The 21,910-nt window shown below is 73.6% G+C and carries 14 protein-coding genes and 4 tRNA genes; 8 read left to right on the top strand and 10 right to left on the bottom strand.

Annotation, left to right across the window (positions count from 1 at the left end):
* The first annotated feature begins 59 nt into the window (after positions 1 to 59).
* A complete protein-coding gene (locus tag FE251_RS08530) occupies positions 60 to 704 on the top strand; it encodes a GNAT family N-acetyltransferase (protein WP_139948487.1) in 645 nt (214 codons plus the stop codon).
* Between the two features lie 10 nt (positions 705 to 714).
* Here the strand turns inward: FE251_RS08530 and FE251_RS08525 are convergent, their stop codons facing one another.
* The gene (locus tag FE251_RS08525) at positions 715 to 1,137 is read right to left on the bottom strand and encodes a MarR family winged helix-turn-helix transcriptional regulator (RefSeq protein ID WP_139948486.1); all 423 of its coding nucleotides are present in this window, start codon (positions 1,135 to 1,137) and stop codon (positions 715 to 717) included.
* Between the two features lie 130 nt (positions 1,138 to 1,267).
* Between FE251_RS08525 and FE251_RS08520 the strand changes: the two genes are divergently transcribed.
* The 4 genes from FE251_RS08520 (at position 1,268) to fmdA (ending at position 4,612) form a co-directional block, all read left to right on the top strand.
* Positions 1,268 to 2,296: a substrate-binding domain-containing protein gene (locus FE251_RS08520; protein ID WP_456237486.1), complete on the top strand. Its 1,029-nt coding sequence runs from the start codon at positions 1,268 to 1,270 to the stop codon at positions 2,294 to 2,296.
* Between the two features lie 88 nt (positions 2,297 to 2,384).
* A complete protein-coding gene (locus FE251_RS08515; protein ID WP_168202691.1) occupies positions 2,385 to 2,714 on the top strand; it encodes an FmdB family zinc ribbon protein in 330 nt (109 codons plus the stop codon).
* Between the two features lie 4 nt (positions 2,715 to 2,718).
* On the top strand, positions 2,719 to 3,372 hold the full coding sequence (locus FE251_RS08510; protein WP_139071602.1) for an AmiS/UreI family transporter: 654 nt from the start codon (positions 2,719 to 2,721) through the stop codon (positions 3,370 to 3,372).
* Positions 3,365 to 4,612: a formamidase gene (fmdA, locus tag FE251_RS08505; protein ID WP_139948483.1), complete on the top strand. Its 1,248-nt coding sequence runs from the start codon at positions 3,365 to 3,367 to the stop codon at positions 4,610 to 4,612. The genes FE251_RS08510 and fmdA overlap by 8 nt, the downstream gene beginning before the upstream one ends.
* Positions 4,613 to 4,662: 50 nt before the next feature.
* Here fmdA and FE251_RS08500 read toward each other — a convergent pair.
* The 3 genes from FE251_RS08500 to FE251_RS08490 all read right to left on the bottom strand — a co-directional run bounded on the left by FE251_RS08500 (position 4,663) and on the right by FE251_RS08490 (position 6,610).
* Positions 4,663 to 4,737 (bottom strand) — tRNA-Val (locus FE251_RS08500).
* A gap of 45 nt (positions 4,738 to 4,782) precedes the next feature.
* The gene (locus tag FE251_RS08495; RefSeq protein ID WP_139948482.1) at positions 4,783 to 5,646 is read right to left on the bottom strand and encodes an aminotransferase class IV; all 864 of its coding nucleotides are present in this window, start codon (positions 5,644 to 5,646) and stop codon (positions 4,783 to 4,785) included.
* Between the two features lie 4 nt (positions 5,647 to 5,650).
* Positions 5,651 to 6,610, bottom strand: a complete 960-nt coding sequence (locus FE251_RS08490; RefSeq protein ID WP_139948481.1) for a chorismate-binding protein — start codon at positions 6,608 to 6,610, stop codon at positions 5,651 to 5,653.
* 224 nt (positions 6,611 to 6,834) lie between these two features.
* Between FE251_RS08490 and FE251_RS08485 the strand changes: the two genes are divergently transcribed.
* The 3 genes from FE251_RS08485 (at position 6,835) to FE251_RS08475 (ending at position 7,110) form a co-directional block, all read left to right on the top strand.
* Positions 6,835 to 6,907, top strand: a tRNA-Gly gene (locus FE251_RS08485).
* Positions 6,908 to 6,945: 38 nt separating this feature from the next.
* Positions 6,946 to 7,016, top strand: a tRNA-Cys gene (locus FE251_RS08480).
* A gap of 19 nt (positions 7,017 to 7,035) precedes the next feature.
* Positions 7,036 to 7,110: transfer RNA gene (locus FE251_RS08475), tRNA-Val, on the top strand.
* A gap of 115 nt (positions 7,111 to 7,225) precedes the next feature.
* Here the strand turns inward: FE251_RS08475 and FE251_RS08470 are convergent.
* Genes FE251_RS08470 through FE251_RS08445 form a run of 6 tightly spaced genes read right to left on the bottom strand, consistent with a single transcriptional unit; the run spans position 7,226 to position 21,907 of the window.
* Positions 7,226 to 10,360 (bottom strand): eCIS core domain-containing protein, encoded by a 3,135-nt coding sequence (locus tag FE251_RS08470; RefSeq protein ID WP_139948480.1) that lies wholly within the window; start codon positions 10,358 to 10,360, stop codon positions 7,226 to 7,228.
* Complete coding sequence (locus tag FE251_RS08465) at positions 10,360 to 15,852, bottom strand: polymorphic toxin type 4 domain-containing protein (RefSeq protein ID WP_139948479.1); 5,493 nt, start codon at positions 15,850 to 15,852, stop codon at positions 10,360 to 10,362. Before FE251_RS08465 ends, FE251_RS08470 begins: the two co-directional genes overlap by 1 nt.
* Positions 15,849 to 17,276, bottom strand: a complete 1,428-nt coding sequence (locus FE251_RS08460) for a hypothetical protein (RefSeq protein WP_139948478.1) — start codon at positions 17,274 to 17,276, stop codon at positions 15,849 to 15,851. The genes FE251_RS08465 and FE251_RS08460 overlap by 4 nt, the downstream gene beginning before the upstream one ends.
* Complete coding sequence (locus FE251_RS08455; RefSeq protein WP_139071609.1) at positions 17,260 to 19,050, bottom strand: hypothetical protein; 1,791 nt, start codon at positions 19,048 to 19,050, stop codon at positions 17,260 to 17,262. Before FE251_RS08455 ends, FE251_RS08460 begins: the two co-directional genes overlap by 17 nt.
* Positions 19,047 to 20,987, bottom strand: coding sequence for a phage tail protein (locus tag FE251_RS08450; RefSeq protein ID WP_168202690.1), 1,941 nt, complete (start codon positions 20,985 to 20,987; stop codon positions 19,047 to 19,049). Before FE251_RS08450 ends, FE251_RS08455 begins: the two co-directional genes overlap by 4 nt.
* The gene (locus tag FE251_RS08445; RefSeq protein ID WP_139948476.1) at positions 20,984 to 21,907 is read right to left on the bottom strand and encodes a hypothetical protein; all 924 of its coding nucleotides are present in this window, start codon (positions 21,905 to 21,907) and stop codon (positions 20,984 to 20,986) included. Before FE251_RS08445 ends, FE251_RS08450 begins: the two co-directional genes overlap by 4 nt.
* Positions 21,908 to 21,910: the final 3 nt, after the last annotated feature.

The following is a 21,910-nucleotide window of genomic DNA, read 5'->3' as shown; positions in this document are numbered from 1 at the left end:
TCATCACAGCGCCGATCCGGCCTGTGAAAGCGACTTCCTCACAAAGGAGGACAACTCCGATGTTCGATCTCCCGGCCGAGTGGCAGGTGGCACTCGAGGCCGTCGGATGGATCGGCTCAGCCATCGTCGTCTGGTCGATGATGCAGCAGCGGATCCTGCGGTTGCGCCTTTACAACCTCATCGGGTGCCTCATCCAGGTTCTTTACAACGGCGTGCTCGGGGTGTGGCCCGTCGTCGCGCTCAACGTCGTCCTCGCGATCGTCCAGGTGGTGAACCTCACTCGTCTGCTGCGCGGGCGGGACGACCCCGCCTCCTACGCCGTCGTCGACGTCCCGGCGGACGGCGCGCTGCTCGGCGGGCTGCTCGGGCGCCACCGGGAGGACATCGCCCGATTCCAGCCGGGCTTCACGCAGGCGTCGAAGGACGCCGACGCGTTCGTCGTCCTGGCCGGCGACGAGCTCGTGGGTGCCGTCGTCGTGCACGACGCCGGTGACGGGATCGCGCAGATCGAGCTCGACTACGTCACCGAGAAGTACCGCGACTTCTCGCCCGGGCGCTTCGTCTTCGGGCGCAGCGGCGTGCTCGCCGAGCGGGGCTACCGCGCCGTGGTCTCGGCCCCGGACCTCGTCGAGCCGTACTACGAGCAGATCGGGTTCCGCCGCGAGGGCGAGCGGTACGTCCTCGACCTCGTGACCGCCTCCTGAGCCGGCGAGCTCAGCGGCCGGCGGACAACCGCTCGAGCAGCCGGCCCAGCGTCCGAGCCTCCTCGGAGGACAACGGGGCGAGGGCGTCGCGCTCGATCCGGCCGAGGTCCGGGCACAGCCTGTCGTAGAGGCGGCGGCCGCGCTCGGAGACGTGGACGACGACGCGCCGGCGGTCGGCGGCGTCGACGTCGCGGTAGACGAGCGCGGTCTCGGCCAGCCGGTCGACGACGCGGGTGAGGGTGGGCCCGGTGAGCCGGGCCGCCGTCCTCAGCTCGCGCATCGTCCGCGGCCCCGCGAGGGCGAGGCGCTCGAGGACGCGCCACTGGTCGTAGGTGAGGTCGTGCTCCCGCAGGACGGCCTCGGCCTGCGCGCGGAAGCCGACCGCGATCGCGTCCAGGAGGTCGACGGCGGTCCGAGGGGTGTCGCCGGTCATGACGTGGTCCGCTCTTCCCAAAGCAGTGACGCGGGGGCATAGTGGCCCCACCTCGGCCCAACGTATCCCGAACGGACATTCGTGGCCGGACGACGCGCAGGGCGGGGGCGTGGGCGACGACGACGTTCGAGTGGCGCTGGTGGTCCCGCTCCAGGGGCCGGCCGGCATCCTCGGTCCGTCCTGCGAGGCGGTGGCGGCCACGGCCGTGCGCGCGGTCAACGAGGACGGCGTGCTCGGCCGGGCCGTCCGGCTCGAGGTCGTCGACGGGGGAGCCCCGCCCGCGCAGGTGGCCGCCGAGGTCGGGCGGCTGCTGGCGGCCGGGCGCGTCGACGCCGTCACCGGGTGGCACATCTCGGCGGTGCGGGAGGCGCTCGCGCCGGTGACCGCGGGCCGGGTGCCCTACGTGTACACCTCGACCTACGAGGGCGGTGAGGGGCGGCCGGGCGTCTTCTGCACGGGCGAGACGCCGGCGGGGCAGGTGGCGCCGGCGCTGCGCTGGCTGCGTGACGAGCTCGACGTGCGGCGCTGGTTCGTCGTGGGGGACGACTACGTGTGGCCCCGCCGGTCGGCGTCACGGACCGTCGAGTACGCCCGCGAGCTCGGCCTGGAGCTGTCGGGCGTGGCCTACGTGCCGCTCGGCACCACTGAATACTCTGCGGTCCTCCGCTCGGTCGAGGCGAGCGACGCGCAGGGCGTGCTCCTCTTCCTCGTCGGCCAGGACGCCGTCCACTTCAACCGGGCGTTCGCCGCCCGCGGCCTGGACGCGCGGATGGTCCGGCTGAGCTCCCTCATGGAGGAGAGCGTGCTGCTGGCCAGCGGGGCGGCCGCCACCCGCAACCTCTACTCCAGCGCCGCCTACTTCCGCTCCCTGGCGACGCCCGACGCGCTGGCGTTCGGCCGGGAGTACGTCGCCCAGCACGGGCCGCACGCCCCGCCCCTGAACAACGCGGCGGAGTCGTGCTACGAGGGCCTCGTCATGCTCGCGGGGCTGGCCCGGCGGGCGGGGAGCCTGCGCCTGGGGGACGTCGTGGCGAGCGCCGACGGCACCGGCTACGACGGCCCGCGCGGCCCGGTGCACCTGCGTGGCAACCACGCCCACCAGCGGATCCACCTCGCCGCTGCCGACGGCTACGACTTCGACGTCGTCGCCTCCTTCTGAGGGCGGACCCCGACTGGACGGAGGGACCCTTGACGGGCAAATGCTTCCAGATGAAACTGTTTCAACTGGTCCCACTGGAGGTAAGCCAATGCCGACTTACGCCTTCCGGTGCAGCTCCTGCGCGGAGTTCACCGTCATCCTGCCCATGGCCGCCGTGCGCCAGACGCACGCCTGCCCCACGTGCGCCGCGGACGCGCCACGCGTCTACGGCTCACCCGCCCTGCTCGGGACGCCGGCCGCACTGCACCGGGGGATCGACGCCGCCGCGGCGAGCGCCGAGACCCCGCAGGTCGTGCGCGCGGTCCCCGCCGGGGCACCCGGCCCTCGCGGCCGACGGTGGAGCCCGTTCACCGGGCCGCGCCCCGTCAACGCCGCCGCCCGCGCCGGCGGCCCCCACCCGGCTCTGCCCCGGTGGTGAGGTCGTGGCCGCCGTCGGCTTGGTCTACGTGGGGGCGGTGCTGTTCGTCAACGGCATCATGCTCCTCGGGCACGTCACGCCGAGGGCCGTCGCCCCGCTCAACTTCTTCGTCGGGGCCCTGCAGGTCCTGACGCCGACCTACCTCATCGTCCTCGCCGCCGGTGACCCGGCCGCGATCGCCCTCGCTGCCGGACTGTACTTCTTCGGCTTCACCTACCTGTGGGTGGGCGTCAACTCCGTCACCGGGTGGCCCAACGACGGGCTCGGCTGGTTCTCCCTCACGGTCACGGTCGCCGGCATCGTCTTCGCGATCTACTCCTGGACCGTCGTGGGGGACCGGGCGTTCACCGTCCTGTGGCTGCTGTGGGCGCTGCTGTGGCTCGCCTTCTTCGTGCTCATGGCGCTGCGCCGCGACGACCTCGGCCCCGTGGTCGGGGTGCTCGCCGCGAGCTACGGCGTCATCACCACCGGCGGCCCGGGACTCCTGCTCCTCGGGGGCTGGTGGGAGGACTCCGGGACCCTCGCCGCGGTCCTCGCCGTCCTCGGGCTCCTCATGGTGCCCCTCAGCTTCCCCCTCAGCCGTGTGCTGAGAGCCAGTCCTGCCCCACCCCAGCCGGCCGGCACCGCGGCCGCCGACGAAAGGAACTCCCATGCCTGAGGTCGTGTTCAGCGTCGACCAGAGCAAGTCCATGCGGGACCAGGCGGTCCCGGGCCACAACCGGTGGCACCCGGACATCCCGCCCGCCGTGACGATCAAGCCGGGCACCGACATCCGGGTCGAGTGCAAGGAGTGGACCGACGGGCAGATCGGCAACAACGACTCCGCCGACGACGTGCGGGACGTCGACCTGTCCGTCGCCCACATGCTCTCCGGGCCCATCGCCGTCGAAGGGGCGGAGCCGGGAGACCTGCTCGTCGTCGACATCCTCGACCTCGGACCGGTGCCGCAGGCCGAGGGACCGAACTGCGGGGAGGGTTGGGGGTACTCCGGGATCTTCGCCAAGGTCAACGGAGGCGGCTTCCTCACCGACTACTTCCCCGACGCCTACAAGGCCGTGTGGGACTTCCAGGGCCAGCAGTGCAGCTCGCGCCACGTCCCGGGCGTGAAGTACACCGGGATCACCCACCCCGGCCTCTTCGGCACGGCTCCCTCCCCGGAGCTCCTCGCCAGGTGGAACGCCCGCGAGCGGGCGCTCATCGCCACCGACCCCGACCGCGTGCCGCCGCTCGCGCTGCCGCCGCTGGAGGCCGGCGTCCTCGGGGGCACCGCCGAGGGGGACATCCTCGACCGCATCGCCCGGGACGGTGCCCGCACCGTGCCGCCACGGGAGAACGGTGGCAACCACGACATCAAGAACTTCACCCGGGGCAGCCGGGTGTTCTACCCGGTCCACGTCGCCGGCGGTCTGCTGTCGGGAGGCGACCTCCACTTCAGCCAGGGCGACGGCGAGATCAACTTCTGCGGCGCCATCGAGATGGGCGGCTTCATCGACTTCCACGTCGACCTCATCAAGGGCGGCATGGAGACCTACGGGATCCACAACAACCCCGTGTTCATGCCCGGCCGGGTCGCACCCGTGTACTCCGAGTACCTCACGTTCATCGGGATCTCCGTCGACCACCGCGACGACACCAACCTCTACATGGACGCGACCGAGGCGTACCGCAACGCCTGTCTCAACGCCATCGAGTACCTCAAGAAGTGGGGCTACACGGGGGAGCAGGCCTACCTCATCCTCGGCACCTCGCCGATCGAGGGCCGTATCGGCGGCGTCGTCGACATCCCGAACGCGTGCTGCTCGCTGTTCCTGCCGACCGAGATCTTCGACACCGACATCCGTCCGGGCGGCAGCGGCCCGGTCTACACCGACCGTGGCCAGGTGGCCGTGACCTCCTGACCCGAGGAACGAGCAAGGCCCCCCGACCGCTGGTCGGGGGGCCTTGCTGCTGGTGGGCGATACTGGGTTCGAACCAGTGACCTCCTCGGTGTGAACGAGGCGCTCTACCACTGAGCCAATCGCCCGTGCTGGACGATGCTAACGCACCGGCGGGCGTGGTCCCAAACGGCTCACGGGTCGAGGTCCTGGGCGACCCGCTCGGCGAAGACCTGCTGCATCCGCAGCGTCACCGGGCCGGCACGCAGCTCGCGGCCCTCGAGGACGTCCACCGGGACGATGCCGCGCGTGGCCGATGTCACGGCCGCGTGCTCCGCCGCGCGGAAGTCCGCGAGCGGGATCGTCGCCTCCCGCACGGGCAGGCCGGCCTCCGCGGCCCACTCCAGGACGAGCTCGCGGGTGACCCCGGCGAGGCAGCCGGACTCCAGCGGCGGGGTGAGGAGCTCACCGCCGGTCTCGAGGAAGAGGTTGCTCGCCCCGCCCTCGCACAGCTCCCCGCGCGTGTTGGCGAGCACGGCCTCGGTGCCGCCGTGGCGGCGGGCGTGCTCGATGGCCAGGACGTTCTCGGCGTAGGAGGTGGACTTCGCGCCCGTGAGCGGCGAGCGCTCGTTGCGCACCCAGGGTGCGACGACGAGCGCGGTGCGGGCGGGCGCCGGCGCGCTGCCGGGTGCCGGGTGGGCCACGGGGTGGCTCTCGGCTGTGAGGAGCAGGGTGGGCGTCGTGGCGGCGCGGGCCGGACCACCCGCTGCCGGTCCCGCGGTCCAGGTGACCCGCAGGCGTCCGGTGGGGCCGTCGAGGCGGGAGGCGAGGTCGCGCGCGGCGTGGGCGACGACGTCGAGCGGCGGGGTGGGCAGGCCGACGATCTCGGCCGAGCGTGCGAGGCGCGCGAGGTGGCGCCGCAGGGCGAACGGCGTGCCGTCGATGACGACGCACGTGTCGAAGACCCCGTCCCCGACGAGCAGGCCCCGGTCGAGCGCCGTGACGACGGGCTCGTGGGCCGGTCGGACCTCGCCGTCGAACCACACCAGGGTGCTCATGTGATCAGCCTCCCACGGACGCCAGGGAGACGAGCCGGGCCGCCTTGAGCTCGGTCTCGCGCCACTCGGCCGCCGGGTCGCTGCCCCAGGTGATCCCGGCGCCGGTGCCGAAGTGGAGGGTGCCGGCGTCCTGCGGCGTCCACCAGAAGGTGCGGATGCCGACGGCGAGCTCGGCGCGGCCGGCGTCGGCGTCCACCCAGCCCACGGCGCCGCAGTACGGGCCGCGGGCGACCGGCTCGAGCTCGTCGATGAGGCGCAGCGCGCTCGACTTCGGCGCCCCGCTCACCGACGCCGGCGGCAGGGTCGCGTCGAGCAGCGCCGACCACCCGGCGGGGTCGAGCGGCTCGCGCAGCGTCCCGGCCACCCGCGAGACGAGGTGGACGAGCCCGGGGTGGTGCTCGACGGCGCAGAGGTCGAGGACCTCGACCGTGCCGGGGGCGCACACGTGCTGGAGGTCGTTGCGGACGAGGTCGGTGATCATGACGTTCTCCGCGTGGTCCTTCTCGGTGAGGTCCTCCGCCCGGGCGCCCGTGCCCTTGATCGGCCCGGAGACGACCTGCCCGTCGCGCACGGAGAGGAACAGCTCGGGGGAGGCGGTGACCACCCACGCCGGATGCTCCGCCGCCCCGACGGGCACGTGGACGACCCCGCCGTAGGGCGCCGGGTTGCCCCGGGCGAGCGTGGCGGCCAGCGGCCGCGGGTCCGGCTGCCCGGGGAGCGGGGCACGCAGCACGCGGCAGATGTTCGCCTGGTAGACGTCGCCCTCCCGGACCGCCTCGCGCACCCGCCGGACGGCGGCGAGATAGCCGGCCTCGTCCAGCGAGGAGGTCCACGAGGAGGCTCGCGGGCCCTGCCACGGGACCTCCGCGTCGAAATTCGACGGCGTGGCCATGGTCACATCGGGTGCTTCTGGGGCCACATCGGCGAACCTCCAGCCGGTCACCTGGCCCTCGAAGGTGGCCACGACTGCCCACCACCCCGACCGCAGTGCGTCGGGGTATTTACGCAGGTCAGCGCACTCGACGAGGGTTCGTGCGGAGACTCCGGGGAAGTGTGCGAAGGGCTCCGACGGCGTCGTGCGGGAGGGGGTCCGGCTCACCGAAACCACGCTAGTGGCCCGAGTTGGACTCTCGGCCGACCCCGGGTTAATGTTGTCCACGGCAGCAGGGACAAGCGCCCGGCTGCAACGCGGATGTGGCTCAGTTGGTAGAGCATCACCTTGCCAAGGTGAGGGTCGCGGGTTCGAGTCCCGTCATCCGCTCGAGGTACCACCCCCCGGTGGGGCAGTACAAGCCTCAGGGTGGCGTGGCCGAGAGGCGAGGCAGCGGCCTGCAAAGCCGTATACACGGGTTCGAATCCCGTCGCCACCTCGGTTGTGAAGCAAGACATGGGCGATTGGCGCAGCGGTAGCGCGCTTCCCTGACACGGAAGAGGTCACTGGTTCGATCCCAGTATCGCCCACCAGAGAAGTAGCAAGGCAGAAGGGCCGCGCGGAGAGATCCGGGCGGCCCTTCTGCTTGTGCCCACCCCGAGCTGACCCCAACGCCGACCCCAACGGGGGTAGTCGACGACGCACCTGTCACTGCGGACCTGGCACAGTGGCCTCGCCCGGCGCTGTCCGTGCCGATGCTTCCAGGTCCCGTATGACGGACAGTCCTTCCTCGAGGTAGGCGCCTGCCTGCCCGACCGGGACCCTGACCCGCAGGGTCGCGCCGACGGGTGCCACGGCGAGGTCGGAGAGGGGCACGCGGGTGACAGGGCCGCTCGAGGTGGTCGAGAGGGGAGCGTTGTCCATCGCGGCGAGGGTCCTGGCCGTGGGCGGGTTCCTGAAGTCGATCCGCCACGCGTTCACCGGTGTCCCCGCGGCGTTGGTCTCGATGAAGACGATGGAGTCGGGCACCTCGACAAGGGTCGTGCCGCTCGTCGCGTCCCTGCTTCGGGAGCCGCTGGCGACTCGGCCGGCGCTGGAGGGGGCGTCCCGTTGCCGGTAGCCGCCGCCACGGGAGCGGATCAGCCCCTCCAGCTGCCGCCGCAGGTGCTGGCCCCAGTCGCTGACGTTCCGTCCGGAGGCGTCCACCGAGCTGTACGGCTCCGGCGTGTAGTTGGTGACGGACTCGTTGAGGGTCTGTGCCGGTGTGCCGTCGGGACGCGAATTGATCGGCGCTTCGCCGGTGGCGACGAGCGGGTGCACCGACGGGTCGGGGGTGTCGGCCAGGGCGGTGCGGTGACCCGGCCCGTGCCGCGCCGTCGTCGCCCCGGTGGCGTCGACCTCGCGGAAGTGCTGGACTGCCTGGTCCGAGCGCCGGGCGGTACCGCCCGCCAGGGCCGTGTCCGTGTGCGACTGGAGCAACCGCTGGGGGGCGCCCCGCCCCCCGGAGACGACGTTGTAGGAGCCGCCCTGGGCGTGCACCGAGTAGGGCGCCCCCGGCCGGCCCGACAGCGACATCGGCTGCCACATCCCGTTCAGCCGCACCCACTGGTCGCCGGCCTCCAGGGGCGGGAGGTCCGCGGCTGCCTGGGCGTTGAAGGCCGCGAACCCGGGGCCCTCCGGCGTGAACCCGTAGCGCCCGGCCAAGGTCTCGCGCATCCGGAGCGGGTTCGCGGTCGGGACGAAGTCCGGGCTCAGCTGGAACGGGCGAAACCCGATCCCCTCCATCATCCAGCGTGGCGTCACCGGCTCCGCCGACGGGCGGAAGAGGGCACTCCCACGCCGGTGCAGGCCGCTGACCGGCACCCACGCGGTGCCCGTCCCGAGGGCTCCACCGCTCAGCCCGGCCCAGAACATCTGCGAGCCGAGCTCCGTGCCGCTGATGCGACCGGCGACCAGGTCGTCAGCCAGGTCCAGACCCGTGCCGACCATCCCCGACGGGGCCCCGACAAGCCCGGCGCTCACCGCGTTGGCGCCGAAGCTGCGCCACCCCGTCAAGGACGCCGCCGGGCCGCCGAAGAACCGGGTGGCGACGGCGTTGGTCACCCCGGGGGACACCAGGGCGCCGCCGGCGCCGACCAGCCCGTCGATGGCGCCGCTCTTCACACCCGACCACGTGCGGTCGGCGACGTAGGCGGTGTCGAAGCTGTGCGCGTCGTCGGTGAGCGCCAAGAGCCCTTCTCCACCGGTCGCGCCCGCCAGCTCGAGCCCACCCCGGGTCCCCGCACCGGCCAGCGACCCTGCCCCGAGGGCGAGCGCGGTCGTGCCGATGCCGGTCGCACCGGCCGCGAACACCGCACCGGCCGCCAGCCCGCCGGACAGCCCGGCGGCGACACCGAAGGCGACGTCGCGGGTGATCTCCAGGGCGATCACGGCTCGCTGCGCCCCGTGGATGTGGGCCTCGTTGAACATCCGGCCGGCGACCTCGATACGCCTGGCGGCGGTCTCCGCAAGGACGAGCTGCCGGGCGGCCTCGCCGTAGTTCCCGATGAGGAGTGCCAGCGCCTGTCCGGCAAGGGCGGCGTCGACGAGGTCCGACTGGATCGCCATCGCCCGCGACGGGTCCTCAGCGTCACCCAGCCACCCGGCGATGGCGCTGATGATCGGGTGGTCCTCGTTCACCTCGGCCTGGGTCTCGTAGTGGACGTACCCGGTTGTGCGAAGATCTCTGGTCCGGCGCGCCCCGTCCCGGAACGCCTCCTCGATCCGGGCACGCATCTGCGTCACCGCGGAGGCGGGGATGACGACCCGCTCCCCGTGGTGGTACGCGACGAGCCCGCCGGGCTGCCGCGGGTCCGGCAGCAGGGCGGCCAGCTGGTCGGTGACGTGCGTGAGCTGGGCGACGACGTCGGTGTCGCTCGTCTCGAAGATCCGGGCCACGCGTTCGACGTGTCGCGCCGCCGCGCCCGCCTGGCGTGCCTGCCCGAACTGGGGCGCAAGGCTCTCCAGCTCCCGGCGCAGGACCTCGCGGTCGGCACGGGACAGGCCCGGTCGTTCGAGCGCGGCCATGATCCGGTCGACCTCGGCGTCGACGTCGGCCGGCTCGGTGTACTGGACGCTGGACCGTTCGGTGAGGATCCGGGGAGCAGGCAGGTCGCTGTCTCGCGCGGCCGGCTGCCGGGAGCGTGGCCCTCGCCGCTTCACGGGCCGGTCCGCGGCCCGCCGGGCGCGGTCCCGCTCCTGCAGCACGCTCCGCAGGCGGGCCAGTCCCCGCTCGACGCTCGCGAGCTCCGGGGTGGAGCTGGTCTGCCGGTCCCTCCACTGCTCGAGCGCGACGATCTCGTCGACGAGGGCGGCGTGCTCCCACGACTCCACGTCCGGGGAGCCGACGAGCCACTCGTCGACGGACCTCGCCAGCCCGGGGGACGCACCCGTCACGGTGGCCGCCGTCGTCCCGCGCTCGCCGCCCCGGCCGACGGTCAGCGTGTGCGCCTCGGCCTCGTGGGCGGGCCCCGGTGGGGGACCGCCCTGTCGCTGCTGCAGCACGTGGGCGATCTCGTGGGACAGCAGGCGCATCCCCCCGGTCGTCCCCGGCTGGTAGCGCCCGCGGGCGAAGCCGACCGACTCGCCCACGGTGTACGCCGCGGCGCCCAGTGCGCGGGCGGTCCCCGCGACGGTGTCGTTGTCGTGCACGCTCACCGTCGACAGGTCCTGCCCGAAGCGCTGCTCCAAGGACCTGCGGGTCCCCGCGTCGAGCGGGTGACCCGTGCCCCTGGTCGAGGGCGCGGCCGCGGTGGACGCCGGCCGCTGCTGCGACCGGCGGCCGGCGGCCCAGGACGGGCCCATCAGAGCTCGTCCGTCGGAGTCGGCCACGGGTCCCGGTCCGGGCGCGGGCCCGCTGCCTCGGCGTCGTCCGGGAGGCGGTCGCGTTCGAGGTGGTCATAGATGTCCTGCCCAGGACCCGACGTCCCGTCGTCGCCGGTCGTGCCCCGCAGCACCGCCAGGTCCGCGTCGCTGAGGCCGAGCTCGCCGAGTCCCGCGAAGTCGTTCTGGCTGATCGTGACCTGCCGTCCCGTCCGTCCGCCGACCTCGAAGGTGATGCGGCGAACCGATCCGGGCTCGTCGCTGGTCGGGGAGTACTGGACCTCGTAGGTGATCGAGTCCAGCACGCTGACCTCGACGCTCCCGTCGGCGGTGGGCACCCGGAGGCGGGTGCCCTGGGCCCGGATCGCGACGTCGACCGTCCACCCCAGGTCGTGTGCCTTGCGGATGACGGCCTCGATGCCCCGGTTCTGCGTGCGAAGGTTGAAGGTGTCGGGCGCGAACCACAGCCCTTGGAGCAGCTCCGAGCCGAAGCCCGGGCCGGACATGTGTGCGCGGTGGAAGCCCCTGAAGAACGAGGCGAGCCGGGAGCGCAGGGCCGGTCGCACCCCGAGCCCGCCGAGCTCGGAGGCACTGAGGGTGTAGCGCTCCAGGCCGACCTCCGGCAGGGACCTGTCCAGGCCCTCGGTGATGCGGCCCTCTGCCGTGGCCACCACCTGCGTCTGCTCCACGTCCTGGAACCTGTCGAACGGACGCCGGGTCGCCCGCCCCCACTCACCGGGTGTCTCGGTCCCCCTGATGTGCGGGTCGCCGAGGGCCCGCAGCCGCTCCCGCGCGCGGGCGACGAGGGAACGGGCGCGCTCGAAGGCCAGGCCGAACTCGACCGGGGTCATCGTGGCGAACCGGCGCAGGCCGTCCAGGGCCTGCTGTGCGGCGGTCAGCTCCTGAGTCATCGTGGCGACTACACCCGGCGTGTGGTCGACCGGCCGGGGCAGCGCCTCGACCGACCGGCCGGCGGCGAACCCCTGGCGCAGCTCCTCGAGGTCGGCGGTCAGCTGGTCCACCCGCGAGTCGCGGCGCGGTTCGCCGTGCTCGCCGAGGCCGGCGGCCAGCCGTTCCAGCCGGCGTACCCGGGCCTCCAGCGTGCCGCGCGAGACCCTCCCGTCATCCGCCGTCGTGGCTCTGAGGCTGTCGACGATGACGCCGCGGTCGCGGTCGGTCAGCATGCCGGCACGCTCGAGGCTCTCGACGGCGCGGTCCAGCCGCTGGGTCAGCTGAGCGTTCCACGCCCGCCGGTCGCCCAGGTCGGCATCCGCCGGGTGGCGGATCCGGCGGGTCACCTGAGCTCGCATCCGGGCGAACGCCGCGGCGTCCAGCGCCGCGACGTACCCGCGCCGGGGCTGGTCGTAGCCGTTCTGGAACAGGTCGAAGTAGAAGTCCACCTGACCCTGGAGGTTGGCGATGTCCGCCTCGATGTCGCGCGCGTGCGGAGAGCCGGTGCTGACGGCGGCGGCGAGCTCGCCCATCCGCAGACGGATGACCTCAGGCAGCTTGTGGAGCTCGAGGAGCGCCTCGAAGGCCAGCGAGTCGGGGTGCGGCTGGCCCCGGGTGCCGCCGAGGACGGCCGCGACCCGGTCGAAGGTGATCCGGACCAGACCGACGAAGCCCTGATAGCGGCGCAGCTGGGCGATCGTGCCCGCGTGCGCGCGGACGTCGGCCGCGGTCGCGCGAGCCCCGGCGACGACGTCGATGCTCCGGACCAGCCCGAACGCATCGGTCTCGAAGTGCACCCGCACGGAGTTCGACTCACCGGCCTGCTCCCGACGGAACCCGATCCCGTCCGCGACGCCGGGCGGCAGCAGCGAGGCCAGTGACGGGTCGGGTGCCGATGGTGGTCGGCGGTCGACGTCCGCGTCGCCACGCGGCCCGGGCGGCTCCGCGCCCGTGGGGGACGCCGCGGCCTCCGACGTCGTTCGCGGGCTGTCCGCCTCCGGGCCCGGGCGAGGCACGTCCCCGTCCGTCACGGTTCGGGTGCCCTCTCCGACCGCCGGACCCTCCGGGACACCGGGCTGGGCCGACCTCCGCAGCTGCTCGGCACGTCCGATGAGGTGGGACCCCGCGGCCATGCCGTTGGCCTGGAGGGCGCCGCCGAGCAGCATCATGATCGCGGCCCGCTTCTCGCTGTCCGACCCCGGCCCGTTCATCACGGCCCTGATCTCTGCGAGCGTGTGGATGTTGACCAGGATCAGCCCGAGGTGGTCGGCGCCGGCACCGACGATCGCGATACCGCGGCCCGTGGCGCCGACCACCCGCAACGCGGCCGAGCCGCTGCGCGTGCCGCGCGAGACCACCTTCCCGATCGGCCCCGCGAATGAGCTGAGCACGTCCACGACGTCGAGCCAGGTCGAGAGGTCGTCGAAACGCAACGTGTCCGCGGATGCCTGGTCCGCCAGCCGGTATGCGGCCGGCACGGCGCCGACCATCCCGATCGGCACCATCAGCGCGAGGGACGCCCCGCCGGTGAACGGCGCGGCCACGAGGGCGGCGATGGCGGCGGCGTTCGCGACGGCCTCCACCGTGCTCATCGCGATCGCCGTCGGGTCGGCCTCCACCCGGATCGTGAACTGGCGCCCCGTCGTCCCTCCTGGTGTGTCGGGGATCTGCAGTCTCAGGTGGCCCCGACCGAACGCGTTGTACCGCTCGAAGAGGGCCTCCACCGCCGCGAGGACGGCCTCCCTGCGGCGGATGACCGGGTCGTCCGGGTGGCTCCCCGTGCCCCGTCCGTGGGCGTCGCGCCCGCTGGTCAGCTCGTAGGCGTCCACGACGACGCTGTGCTCCTCGGGCGTCGTGGTCGAGAAGATCTCGATCAGCGGCTGGAGGGCGGTCCCGGTGTCGGGGACGAAGGCCACGGTGAGGATCTCGCCGTGCCCGCCGGTCCCGATGCGGGCGGTCCGGCGCTCCATCACCCGCCGCATCGCCTCCAGCTGCGCGACGATCGGCCGGCGTTGCAGCTCGCTGAGGTCCGCCCGCGCGGACTCCCTCTCGTAGTCGCGGATGAGCCGCGCCAACCTGCGCCCGGCGTCGGGGGAGGCCGTGTCCCTCAGGCGGTCCCTGCGGTCCTCGAGCATGCCCCGCAGCTCGGGTGCGAGGTCCGGGTCGCGCAGGAGCTCGGCAAGGATGTCGAGCTCCTGCTGGACCTGGTCGGTGTCGGTCAGGGCGGAGGACAGGGACCGCTGCGCCAGGTCCTCCTGAGTCCGGATCCAGATCGGGACGACGGCGGTCGAGGGGTACCGGCGGACCTCGTCGTCGCCGTCCAGCCTCGGGTCGAGGATGCCCCGGACCAGGTAGAGCCCCGGGCCGAGGTCCTCGAAGGAGATCTCCTCCTCGCACCGGTCGCGGGTCACCTGGCCGACGAAGTCGCGGATGACGGAGCCGGCGAGCCGCATGAGGGCGGCGACCCCGGCGATCGTCACCGCACCCACGCCGATCCCCGAGCCGATCATCGTCGTGACGGCCACGGCGATGGTGGCCGGGTCGAGGTCCTCGGTGGCGGACTCGGCGAGGGTGCGGGCGTCTGCCGCGAGGTAGCCGGCCTCCTGCCCGAGGTGGTGGCCGAGGACGTCGCGAGCGCGGGGCTGATGGCCGCTGCCGAGCGGCTGCCGGGCCGTCTCCCCGAGCACGGCGTCGAGCTCGCCCTGGGGGACGGTCTCGATGTTGCTGTCGGCGGCCCGGCGCACGTCCGAGTCCGGCACGCGGAGCACCTCGAAACGGTAGGTGAACCCTCCGAACGCGTCGGCCAGGTGGTCGTAGACGTCGCCGAAGACGACATTGAGCCGGAACACGTGCGTGCTCGAGATCGACGCGGCCCAGCCCTCGGACCGGTGCAGGTCCGGCACGTGCGTCAGCGTCGAGGGGAACGGGGGCGCGTTCCGGTCGCCCAGGGTGTCCACCATCCGCATGTCGGTCGCGGTGCCCGCCACCTGTGTCCGGCGCTGGAAGCGCCGCCACAGCTCCGTCCGCACGTCGCCCTGGACGCCGGCGCCCGTCAGCTCGCCGCGGACGAGCGCGTCCACCAGTGCCGGCTGCGAGTGGACGAACCGGATCAGCTGCACCGCGTCGCTCACCGAGACGTTCGCGTCGTCGCCGGGTCCGTCGACCCGCGACGGCGCGCCGTCCGCCTGGGGAGCGGGCACCGGTGCCAGGCCCCAGAAGCGTCGGAACGACGGGTCGTCGAACAGGGCCTCGTCGATGCGGATCTCGTCGACCGCCAGCACATCGGGCCACAGCGTGGTGTAGAGCCCCTCGGCGGCGTGCGTGAGGACGGTCCCCAGGGCGACCGAAGGCCGCAGCAGCGGCAGGGCCTCGAGTGCCCAGTCCCGGACGGTCCCTGCCAGGGACTGCAGGTGGGCCAGCGCGATCGGCTGGGTGTACCACCCCGGAAGGTCGCCCACGACCTGCCTGAACTCCGGACTGGCCAGGGTCTGCGACAGGGCCGAGGCGAACCAGCCCACGTACAGGATCTCGGTGTTCTCCCGGCTGATGTCGAGTCTCTCCCAGACCGGGGCGTCCTCGCCCCCGGCGACCTCCCGGAGCAGGTGCTGGACGATCCGCCACGCCACCGCCGTGCTGATCGTGAAGGCCGGGTAGACCGACCTGGCGCCCGCCACCTCGACGTCGGTGTTGGTGGCGAGGAACGACTCGCAGTACCGGCGGTCGTAACGCTCCCCGAGGAGGTGCTTGGCGTAGACGGAGAAGTAGTGCTCCTGCCACGAACGTTCGGGAAGGGGGCGCTCGGGCCCCGTGGGGGTGATCGTGATGTTCGTGAACCCGGAGTACGCCACGGTGGCGGGGGGCGGGTACGAGCCGTCGGCCTCGGACAGTGGAGGCGGCTGGGGTGCTCCCTCTCCAGGCCCGGCGTCCCGCTGGATCACGGGCCGGCCCGCCACGCCCGCGGGCCCCTGCTGGACCACGTGGGTGGCCTCGTGCGCGAGGAGCGGCAGGTCGGTGAGCTGGGCGGGGTCCGAGAGCCAGATCTGCGAGCCGTAGGTGAAGGCCCGCGCACCCAGCAGCCTGGCGGCCCGGCGCGCCTCGACGTCGTGGCGCACCCGGACGCGGCCGAGGTCGGCGGCGAGGACGGCCGAGAGCCGGCTCAGGGCGGGTGGCGGCAGCGGGTCACCGGGCCGTGCCCTGGACAGGATCGCCGAGAGCTCCGTGCCGTTCGCGGCGGTCGGCGCGGTCACCGGTGCCGTCGCAGCCCTGGGCCGGGGGCGGCCCGGGGGGCTGGAGGGCTGGGCCCGGGCCACGTCGGCGAAGCGGTCGGCCTCCTGCTCGTACTCGTCACCCGGCGGCCCGATCTCGAGGCTCTCGACGGCTCCACCCTCAGGGTCAGGGGCGTTCTCGGCGTGCGAGGCGTGCGGGGCGTGCTCGTGAGCCCGGAGCGCCGCCCGCCCGGCGAGGGCGTGACCCGGCGCGGCTCGCCGCGGAGCCGGTCGCGGGCCCACGCCGACGTCGCTCACACGTTCGCATCCCGTCCGTGCAGGTCGATCAGCAGGTTCCGCACCCGGGCGACCGTCGCGGTCGCGGTCCCGGTCAGCTTCGGGACCTTGTCCGCCCGGTACAGGTCGTCGAGGGTGTGGATGCCGACGGCGGCGAGCCGGTCGGCGTTCTCCCTCGACACGGCCGTCAGGGCTGTGACGTCCAGCGTGCCGAGACGCCGCGGGTCGCCGACCAGCGCGGTGCGGAAGGTGTTCCTCCCTGCCTGGTCCAGGACGGCCTCGGCCTCGGCGACGGCGTGGACGTACTCCTCGAGCTCGATCACGGGTGTGCCGACCCGTGCCTCGAGGTCCTGGGCGTCGTCGATGACCGAGTCGCCCCTGAGCGGGGTGTGGGCGAGGACCATCCCGGCGGTCAGCGGTCGACCTCCGGTCAGGGTCGGCCGGGCCGAGTCGAGAAGGGGAACCGTGTCCCACTCCTTCTTGAGGTCGGCCACACTCCTTCCCACGAGGTCCGCCGCCCGGACGGCGAGCACCGCCTCGACCGGTGTGTCGTCCCGGTAGAGCGCGATGGTGACCGTCGTGTCGGGCGCGTCGCTCGCGACGCCGACCAGGGTCTGGGGCTTCGTGCCGATGGCCCAGGTCTTCCCGTGGGTGTCCCTCGGGGCGGCGCAGTCGAAGCACATCCCCCGGAGGGAGACGACGTACCGGCGCTCGCCGTCGGCGTCGAAGGACTCGATCCCCTCCCGGCTCAGGGTGAGCGCGGCGAGCACGACCCAGCCCGACTGTGGGCACGACGCGCACGTCGCCGCCGTCGCGCACGGGTGCGCCGTGGACCGACAGGGTTGCTCGTAGTGCTCAGGGAGCTCCTCGAGCAGGCTCACCTCGTACCAGTCGCGGATCCGGCTGTTCTCGCAGGCGGTGTCGGAGCACGAGCAGCCCGTGGGACCGAGCACGGGTTTGACGGGGATCTCGACGTGCCGGAGCGCGAGGTAACGCGGTTCGTCTATGGGGAACGTGGCGACAGGGGCGCACCACGGGTCGCTGGCGGGCGGGCACAGCAGCGACCCTGCGCCGTCGGTGTGGCACAGGTCGACGACGAGGTCGGCGGGAACCACGATCTCGTTCCCGTACGGGTCGATCGCGTAGCCGGCGCTGATGCCCACCGTGCACGGGTTCTCGCTGTCCGTGCCCGGGGTGGCGCACCGGGTGACCACGAGACCGCAGACGATGCCCCAGCCGTGGAGGAACCGGTTGTGCCGCCGCAGCCGGTCGGCGACGTAGAGCTGGTCCTGGGACAGGTCGTCCGGGCCGACGCGCTGCCGGTCGAAGTATCGGGTCCGTTCCAGGCCTGTGGCGGTCTCGCCTCCTCCCGGTGCTGACCCGCCGCACTCACACGGTGCCGTGCAGGGGGCCGGGCGGGTGGGCAGTTCAGCTGCGGTCGTCATCGTCGTGCTCCCAGTAGAAGGTCCAGTGGATCCAGGCACCGGTCTGGCCGGTGCGTGGCATCCGCAGCCGCGTAGGACGGATGCTGCGCTCGTGGGTGGGGGAGGGGCCGTGTGCGTAGACGTGGGCGACGTCCGGCTCCGTCAGGCAGGTGCCGGCGAACGCGCCGACCGCCTGCTCACCGGCGTGGGCGGGGACGACGACCAGCACCCTGCCGTCGTCGAGGCCGGTCATGTCGGCGACGAACCGCACGACCTCCCTCAGCTCGTCGTGGACGGTCGCGTCGAACGAGGCGGGGAAGCGGTCGGTCACCGCTGCTGCCGCGCCGTCCGGGAGCGGGGCGGCCGTGAGCGGTAGCTCTGCCGGCCCGTCCGGGCCGACGATCCACGCACGGGGCGTGAGTCCGTCCAGCGGTCCGGTCCCGGCGAGCTCGACCGTGAGCTCGGTGCCGCTCATCCGGGAGGCGTTGGGCGGGTGCACGGCGGTGACGGCCGTGGCCCCGGCGACGACCGGCGCCACCTCGAAGACCGCATGGACCCGTCCGCCCTCGTACGGGTCTCCGAAGCAGCCCGGCTGCTCGCTGCCCATGATCGTGTCGAGGGTGGTCCCGGGGGCCGTGAACCGGTCGGCCCGCCAGATCCTGGCGCGGGTGTCCCGGGTGAGCGGTGTGCCCGCGTACTCGATACGGGCGATGCCCCCGGTCGGGGAGGCGGCGGCCGGCCCGGAGTCCGGGGTCGCCCTCGCCTGGAGGAGGACCACCTGCCGGGAGCCGGCCCGTCTCGCGTCCCTGGACCGGAACTCGTAGACGAGCCGGTGGCCGGCGGGGGAGGGCTGGGATGCCGTGGGGAGGAACCGCAGTCCGACCCGGGTGAAGGTGACGGTCCCAGCGCCGTCGGGGGCTGTGTGCTCCGTGGCGACCCAGGCCCGCAGCCAGTCGTCGGGGTCGTCGACCCGGTCCACGTCGATCGGCTGGTCGAAGGTGAGCTCGACACGTGGTCGTTGCCGCCACCGACCCCACTCCGAGGGGGAGCCCTCGCGGGAGAGGACCCGGCCGGGCGGCGGCCAGATCCGGCACAGGCTCGGCGGTTCGGTGCGCTCACCCTCCGCCATGCCGAGGCGGGCAGCCAGGTCGACGTTCCGCACGACGTCCCTGCGCCCGTCGGCGGTCACCCCGGCCACCGCGTCCTGGGTCAGCGTGACGGTGCCGAGGGTCACGCAGTCCCCACAGTCCGTGCCGCACCCCTGCGGGGAGGTCCCGCACCCGCAGGCCTCACCGCTCGCGCACCCCGGTCGGTGGCTGCGCAGCTCGAGCCGGAAGCCCTCGCGGACCGCGCCGGGCAGGCACTCGGTGCGCGTGTCGCAGTCGGTGACGACGACCCGTGCCGGGGCGGTAGGACACTCGTGGTGGACGAGGCAGAGCCGGAACGTGCCCCGGGGGTCCGGGGCACAGTCGGGCTCGAGCACGGTGCGTGCGTCGTCGACGGCGACCGCGGCCGGGACGACGACGAGGCGGCCGTGCCCGTCGACGGCGGCACCCGCAGCGACCGCCAGCCCGCGCGTCCCGTGCGGGGAGAGCTCCAGGCCGCAGAGCACGCTGCACCCCACGGTGAGCCGGGTGAGGGTCTGCTGGACGTGGCGGAAGTAGGCCTGGTCGCGCTGGAACTCGGCGACCCCCATCTCCTTGCCGTGCCAGTAGGTGTTGCGTTCCAGGAGCGGCAGCGCGTCGCCACGGTCGTGGTCGGCCGGTACAGCGAGGGCGGTCGTGTGCTGTGTCATGTCGGGTTACCTGCTCTCGCACGGTTGGACGTGCTGTGGGTGGGGGTGGCCGGCGGAGCGGTCCCGCCGGGGGCGGCTGGCGGCGGGCTCGGGCCGACGACGGTGGTCATGCCGACGACGGCCCGGACGCCCACGACCGTGCCCGGCCGCACGCACACGTGGGCGTGGGTGTGCGCGGGCTTCTCCCGCTCGACGGTGGCCGCGATCCCGGCGCGCCGGGCCGGGCTGTCCATGCCCGGGGGGAGGAGGACGGTGAACCGGTGGGCCAGGTCGCCGAACAGCGGCGCCCCCCGGTCGTTCGGGCCGATGAGGTGGGCCCGGTCCAGGACGGCGGTCCGGTCCAGCACCGCGCCCTCGGCCGGGGCCGCCGTCGTCATCGTCGTGCGCCCGAGCTCGCTCGCGCGGTCGCCGAGCACCCACACGTGCGCGTGTCCGGCCGGCTCGTCGATGGTGACGTCGACGCCGTGCTCGATGACGATCTGCCGGCGCAGCGCCGCGGGGGTGCCGCGGCGGGCGTGCCACCGGAACGCCTCCGCGACGACCCGACGCCGCAGGGCCGGGTCCCACCCTTCGTCCAGCGGGGCGTCGACCCAGGTGGACAGCCAGTCGAGCCAGCGGTCGCCGTCGAGGTCGTCGGTGGCGGTCGCGGGGTCGAGCTGGATGGGGAGCTCGACCAGTGCGTCGGTGATCTCGTCCAGGCCGGTGGCGAGCAGCCGCAGGAACGGGTCGAGGAACTCCTCCGGGCGTCCGCGTGCGCGGTAGACCTGCGGGAGCTCGTCGATGAGGGCGGGCCCGTTGAGGTGGAGCTCGACCAGGTCGATCCATGGCGCCGGCCCCGCCTCGGGGACGACCGTGAGCTCGAGCTGGGCCCAGGACGACTCGGAGGGGACGCGCACGACCCGGTCCGGGGACGCCGTCCCGCTCGGCGATCCGTGGAGGACGTCACCGTCCGCGGCCAGGAACCGGGCGGTGAGCGTCGCGTGCCCCGCACCGAAGCTGCCGCGGGCCCGGATGCGGGCGAGGTTGCGCGCGCCGGGGTCCACGGTGAGCGGGAAAGGGCCCACGACGGCGGTCGCGCGCTCGGCCAGGACGGTACCGACGATGTGCCGGGTGACGGCCGGGTCGGACGCCCACAGCACCTGCGCGTGGTCGGTGGTGACGCCCAGCACGGTTCCGGCGCTCTCGCCCAGGGCGGCCCCGCCCGCGGTGCTGACGACCCTGACCCGGCCCAGAGCGGGCGCCGAGACGTGCAGACGGTCGCCGACCGCACGGACGAGGAAGGGCCCGCTCAGGCCGGGGACCCGGTCCGTCCTGGTGTCCGCGGGGTCGAGACCCACGACGGTCACCAGGGCGGTGTCGGTGCCGACGACGACGTGGCCCGCGGCGTCCACCGTGACCGAACGGGCCCCGTCGATCCGGTGGACCAGGACCGCGGCCCCGTCCCGGGTGAGCCGCTTGAGGCCGTCGGCATCGACGGCGAGGACGGTGTCCCCGCGGGTGATGACGTCCTCCGGCCCGTCCAGTCCCGCCCACCGGACGAGCAGCCGGCCGGTCGTCACGTCCCGGCCGTCGACGGTGCCGCGTGGGGTGTCGGCGACCAGGAGCATCCCGTCCCGGTCCAGGGCCAGTCCGGCCGCTGCGCCGAACCCGGTGAGAGGTGACGACGTCCGTGCGCCCGTGCAGTCGTACCCGTCGACCGCGTGCCGGTCCTCGGTCACCGCGAGCACGGTGCCTCCGATCGAGACCAGGCCGCGGACGCGGGCTGCCTCCGCGGGCACCGGTCCGTCCGTCAACGGACCGGACCAGGCGGGCAGCGAGGCGACGAGGAGCCGCCGTCCTGCCTCGTCGATGTCGAACCCGGTCGTGACGACGGGCAGGGCAGGGTCCGGGAACCGGGCCGTCCACCGGCCGACGCCCAGTGCCTCGCTGGTGCTCATAGGGATCCCTCCACCCCGATCCAGGTGATCGCCCACTCCAGCTCGGTCGCCACCAGCGTGGTGATCTCGTCCGTCAGCCCGGAGCCGTCGAGGAACTCGGCGAAGGTGCCATCGGTCCGACCGGCGCGGACCGTGGGGACGAGGATCTCGACGGTGAGCCTGGTGGCGCCGGCGCCCACGACGTCCGGCTCGGTGGTCCACAGCATCACCGGGGTGGAGAGCTCGGGGCCGGTGACGTCGAACCAGCGCCGCCCCGAGAGCCTGGCCTGGTAGTCCGGGGTGCCACGGAATCCGGCGACGGACGTGTCGGCCACCGTGCGCAGGCCGTAGGCGACCCCGGCATCGGTGGTGGCGAGCTCCCAGCCGGCGGGTGACGGGCGATGCACCCCCGCGTCCACGTAGGGCAGGCGCCGCTCACCCAGCACCTGACGGCGCCCGAAGCTGATGCTGCTGAGCACGCAGCCGGTCACCCGCACCGTGGCCAGCGGCAGCGCCGACCCGGCCGCACCGGGGAAGTCGGTCGCGGGGACGAACTCCACCAGCGGCTCGTCCATCCACGCGCTCACCCCGTCCGCGCCGCACAGGCCGGTGTCGGTGAAGCCGGTGGGGTCGGGGTCGAAGCGACACACCAGTACGTAGTCGGTCGGGCCCGGCACGGGAGGGACCTGCACCGTCACCGGTGCGACCAGCACGATCTCGTGGCCCTCGGGGTCGATGCCGTACCCCGGCTCGACGGTCACCTCCACCTGGCCGACGGTGGCGGTCACCGTCAGTCCCTGGCCGATCCCGGCGCCGTGCAGGAACCTGTTGTGCGCCCACCGACGCGCCCACTCGGTGGCCAGGTTGTCGTTCAGCGTCCGTGCGGTCAGGGACTGCCCAGCGAAGTAGGACGCCCGTCGCGGGCCGGTGGGGAGCACCATCAG

Origin of the sequence: Georgenia wutianyii, from assembly GCF_006349365.1 — a bacterium.
In the GTDB taxonomy this organism is placed as follows: Bacteria; Actinomycetota; Actinomycetes; order Actinomycetales; family Actinomycetaceae; genus Oceanitalea; species Oceanitalea wutianyii.
This window is presented reverse-complemented; position numbering and strand designations above follow the sequence as displayed.

What these genes read in the sequence shown, in the direction of transcription:
- FE251_RS08530 (WP_139948487.1), top strand. Translation starts at nt 60, where the DNA reads ATGTTCGATCTCCCGGCCGAGTGGCAGGTGGCACTCGAGGCCGTCGGA.
- FE251_RS08525 (WP_139948486.1), bottom strand. Translation starts at nt 1,137, where the DNA reads ATGACCGGCGACACCCCTCGGACCGCCGTCGACCTCCTGGACGCGATC.
- FE251_RS08515 (WP_168202691.1), top strand. Translation starts at nt 2,385, where the DNA reads ATGCCGACTTACGCCTTCCGGTGCAGCTCCTGCGCGGAGTTCACCGTC.
- fmdA (WP_139948483.1), top strand. Translation starts at nt 3,365, where the DNA reads ATGCCTGAGGTCGTGTTCAGCGTCGACCAGAGCAAGTCCATGCGGGAC.
- FE251_RS08495 (WP_139948482.1), bottom strand. Translation starts at nt 5,646, where the DNA reads ATGAGCACCCTGGTGTGGTTCGACGGCGAGGTCCGACCGGCCCACGAG.
- FE251_RS08470 (WP_139948480.1), bottom strand. Translation starts at nt 10,360, where the DNA reads ATGGGCCCGTCCTGGGCCGCCGGCCGCCGGTCGCAGCAGCGGCCGGCG.
- FE251_RS08460 (WP_139948478.1), bottom strand. Translation starts at nt 17,276, where the DNA reads ATGACGACCGCAGCTGAACTGCCCACCCGCCCGGCCCCCTGCACGGCA.
- FE251_RS08455 (WP_139071609.1), bottom strand. Translation starts at nt 19,050, where the DNA reads ATGACACAGCACACGACCGCCCTCGCTGTACCGGCCGACCACGACCGT.
- FE251_RS08450 (WP_168202690.1), bottom strand. Translation starts at nt 20,987, where the DNA reads ATGAGCACCAGCGAGGCACTGGGCGTCGGCCGGTGGACGGCCCGGTTC.
- FE251_RS08445 (WP_139948476.1), bottom strand. Translation starts at nt 21,907, where the DNA reads ATGGTGCTCCCCACCGGCCCGCGACGGGCGTCCTACTTCGCTGGGCAG.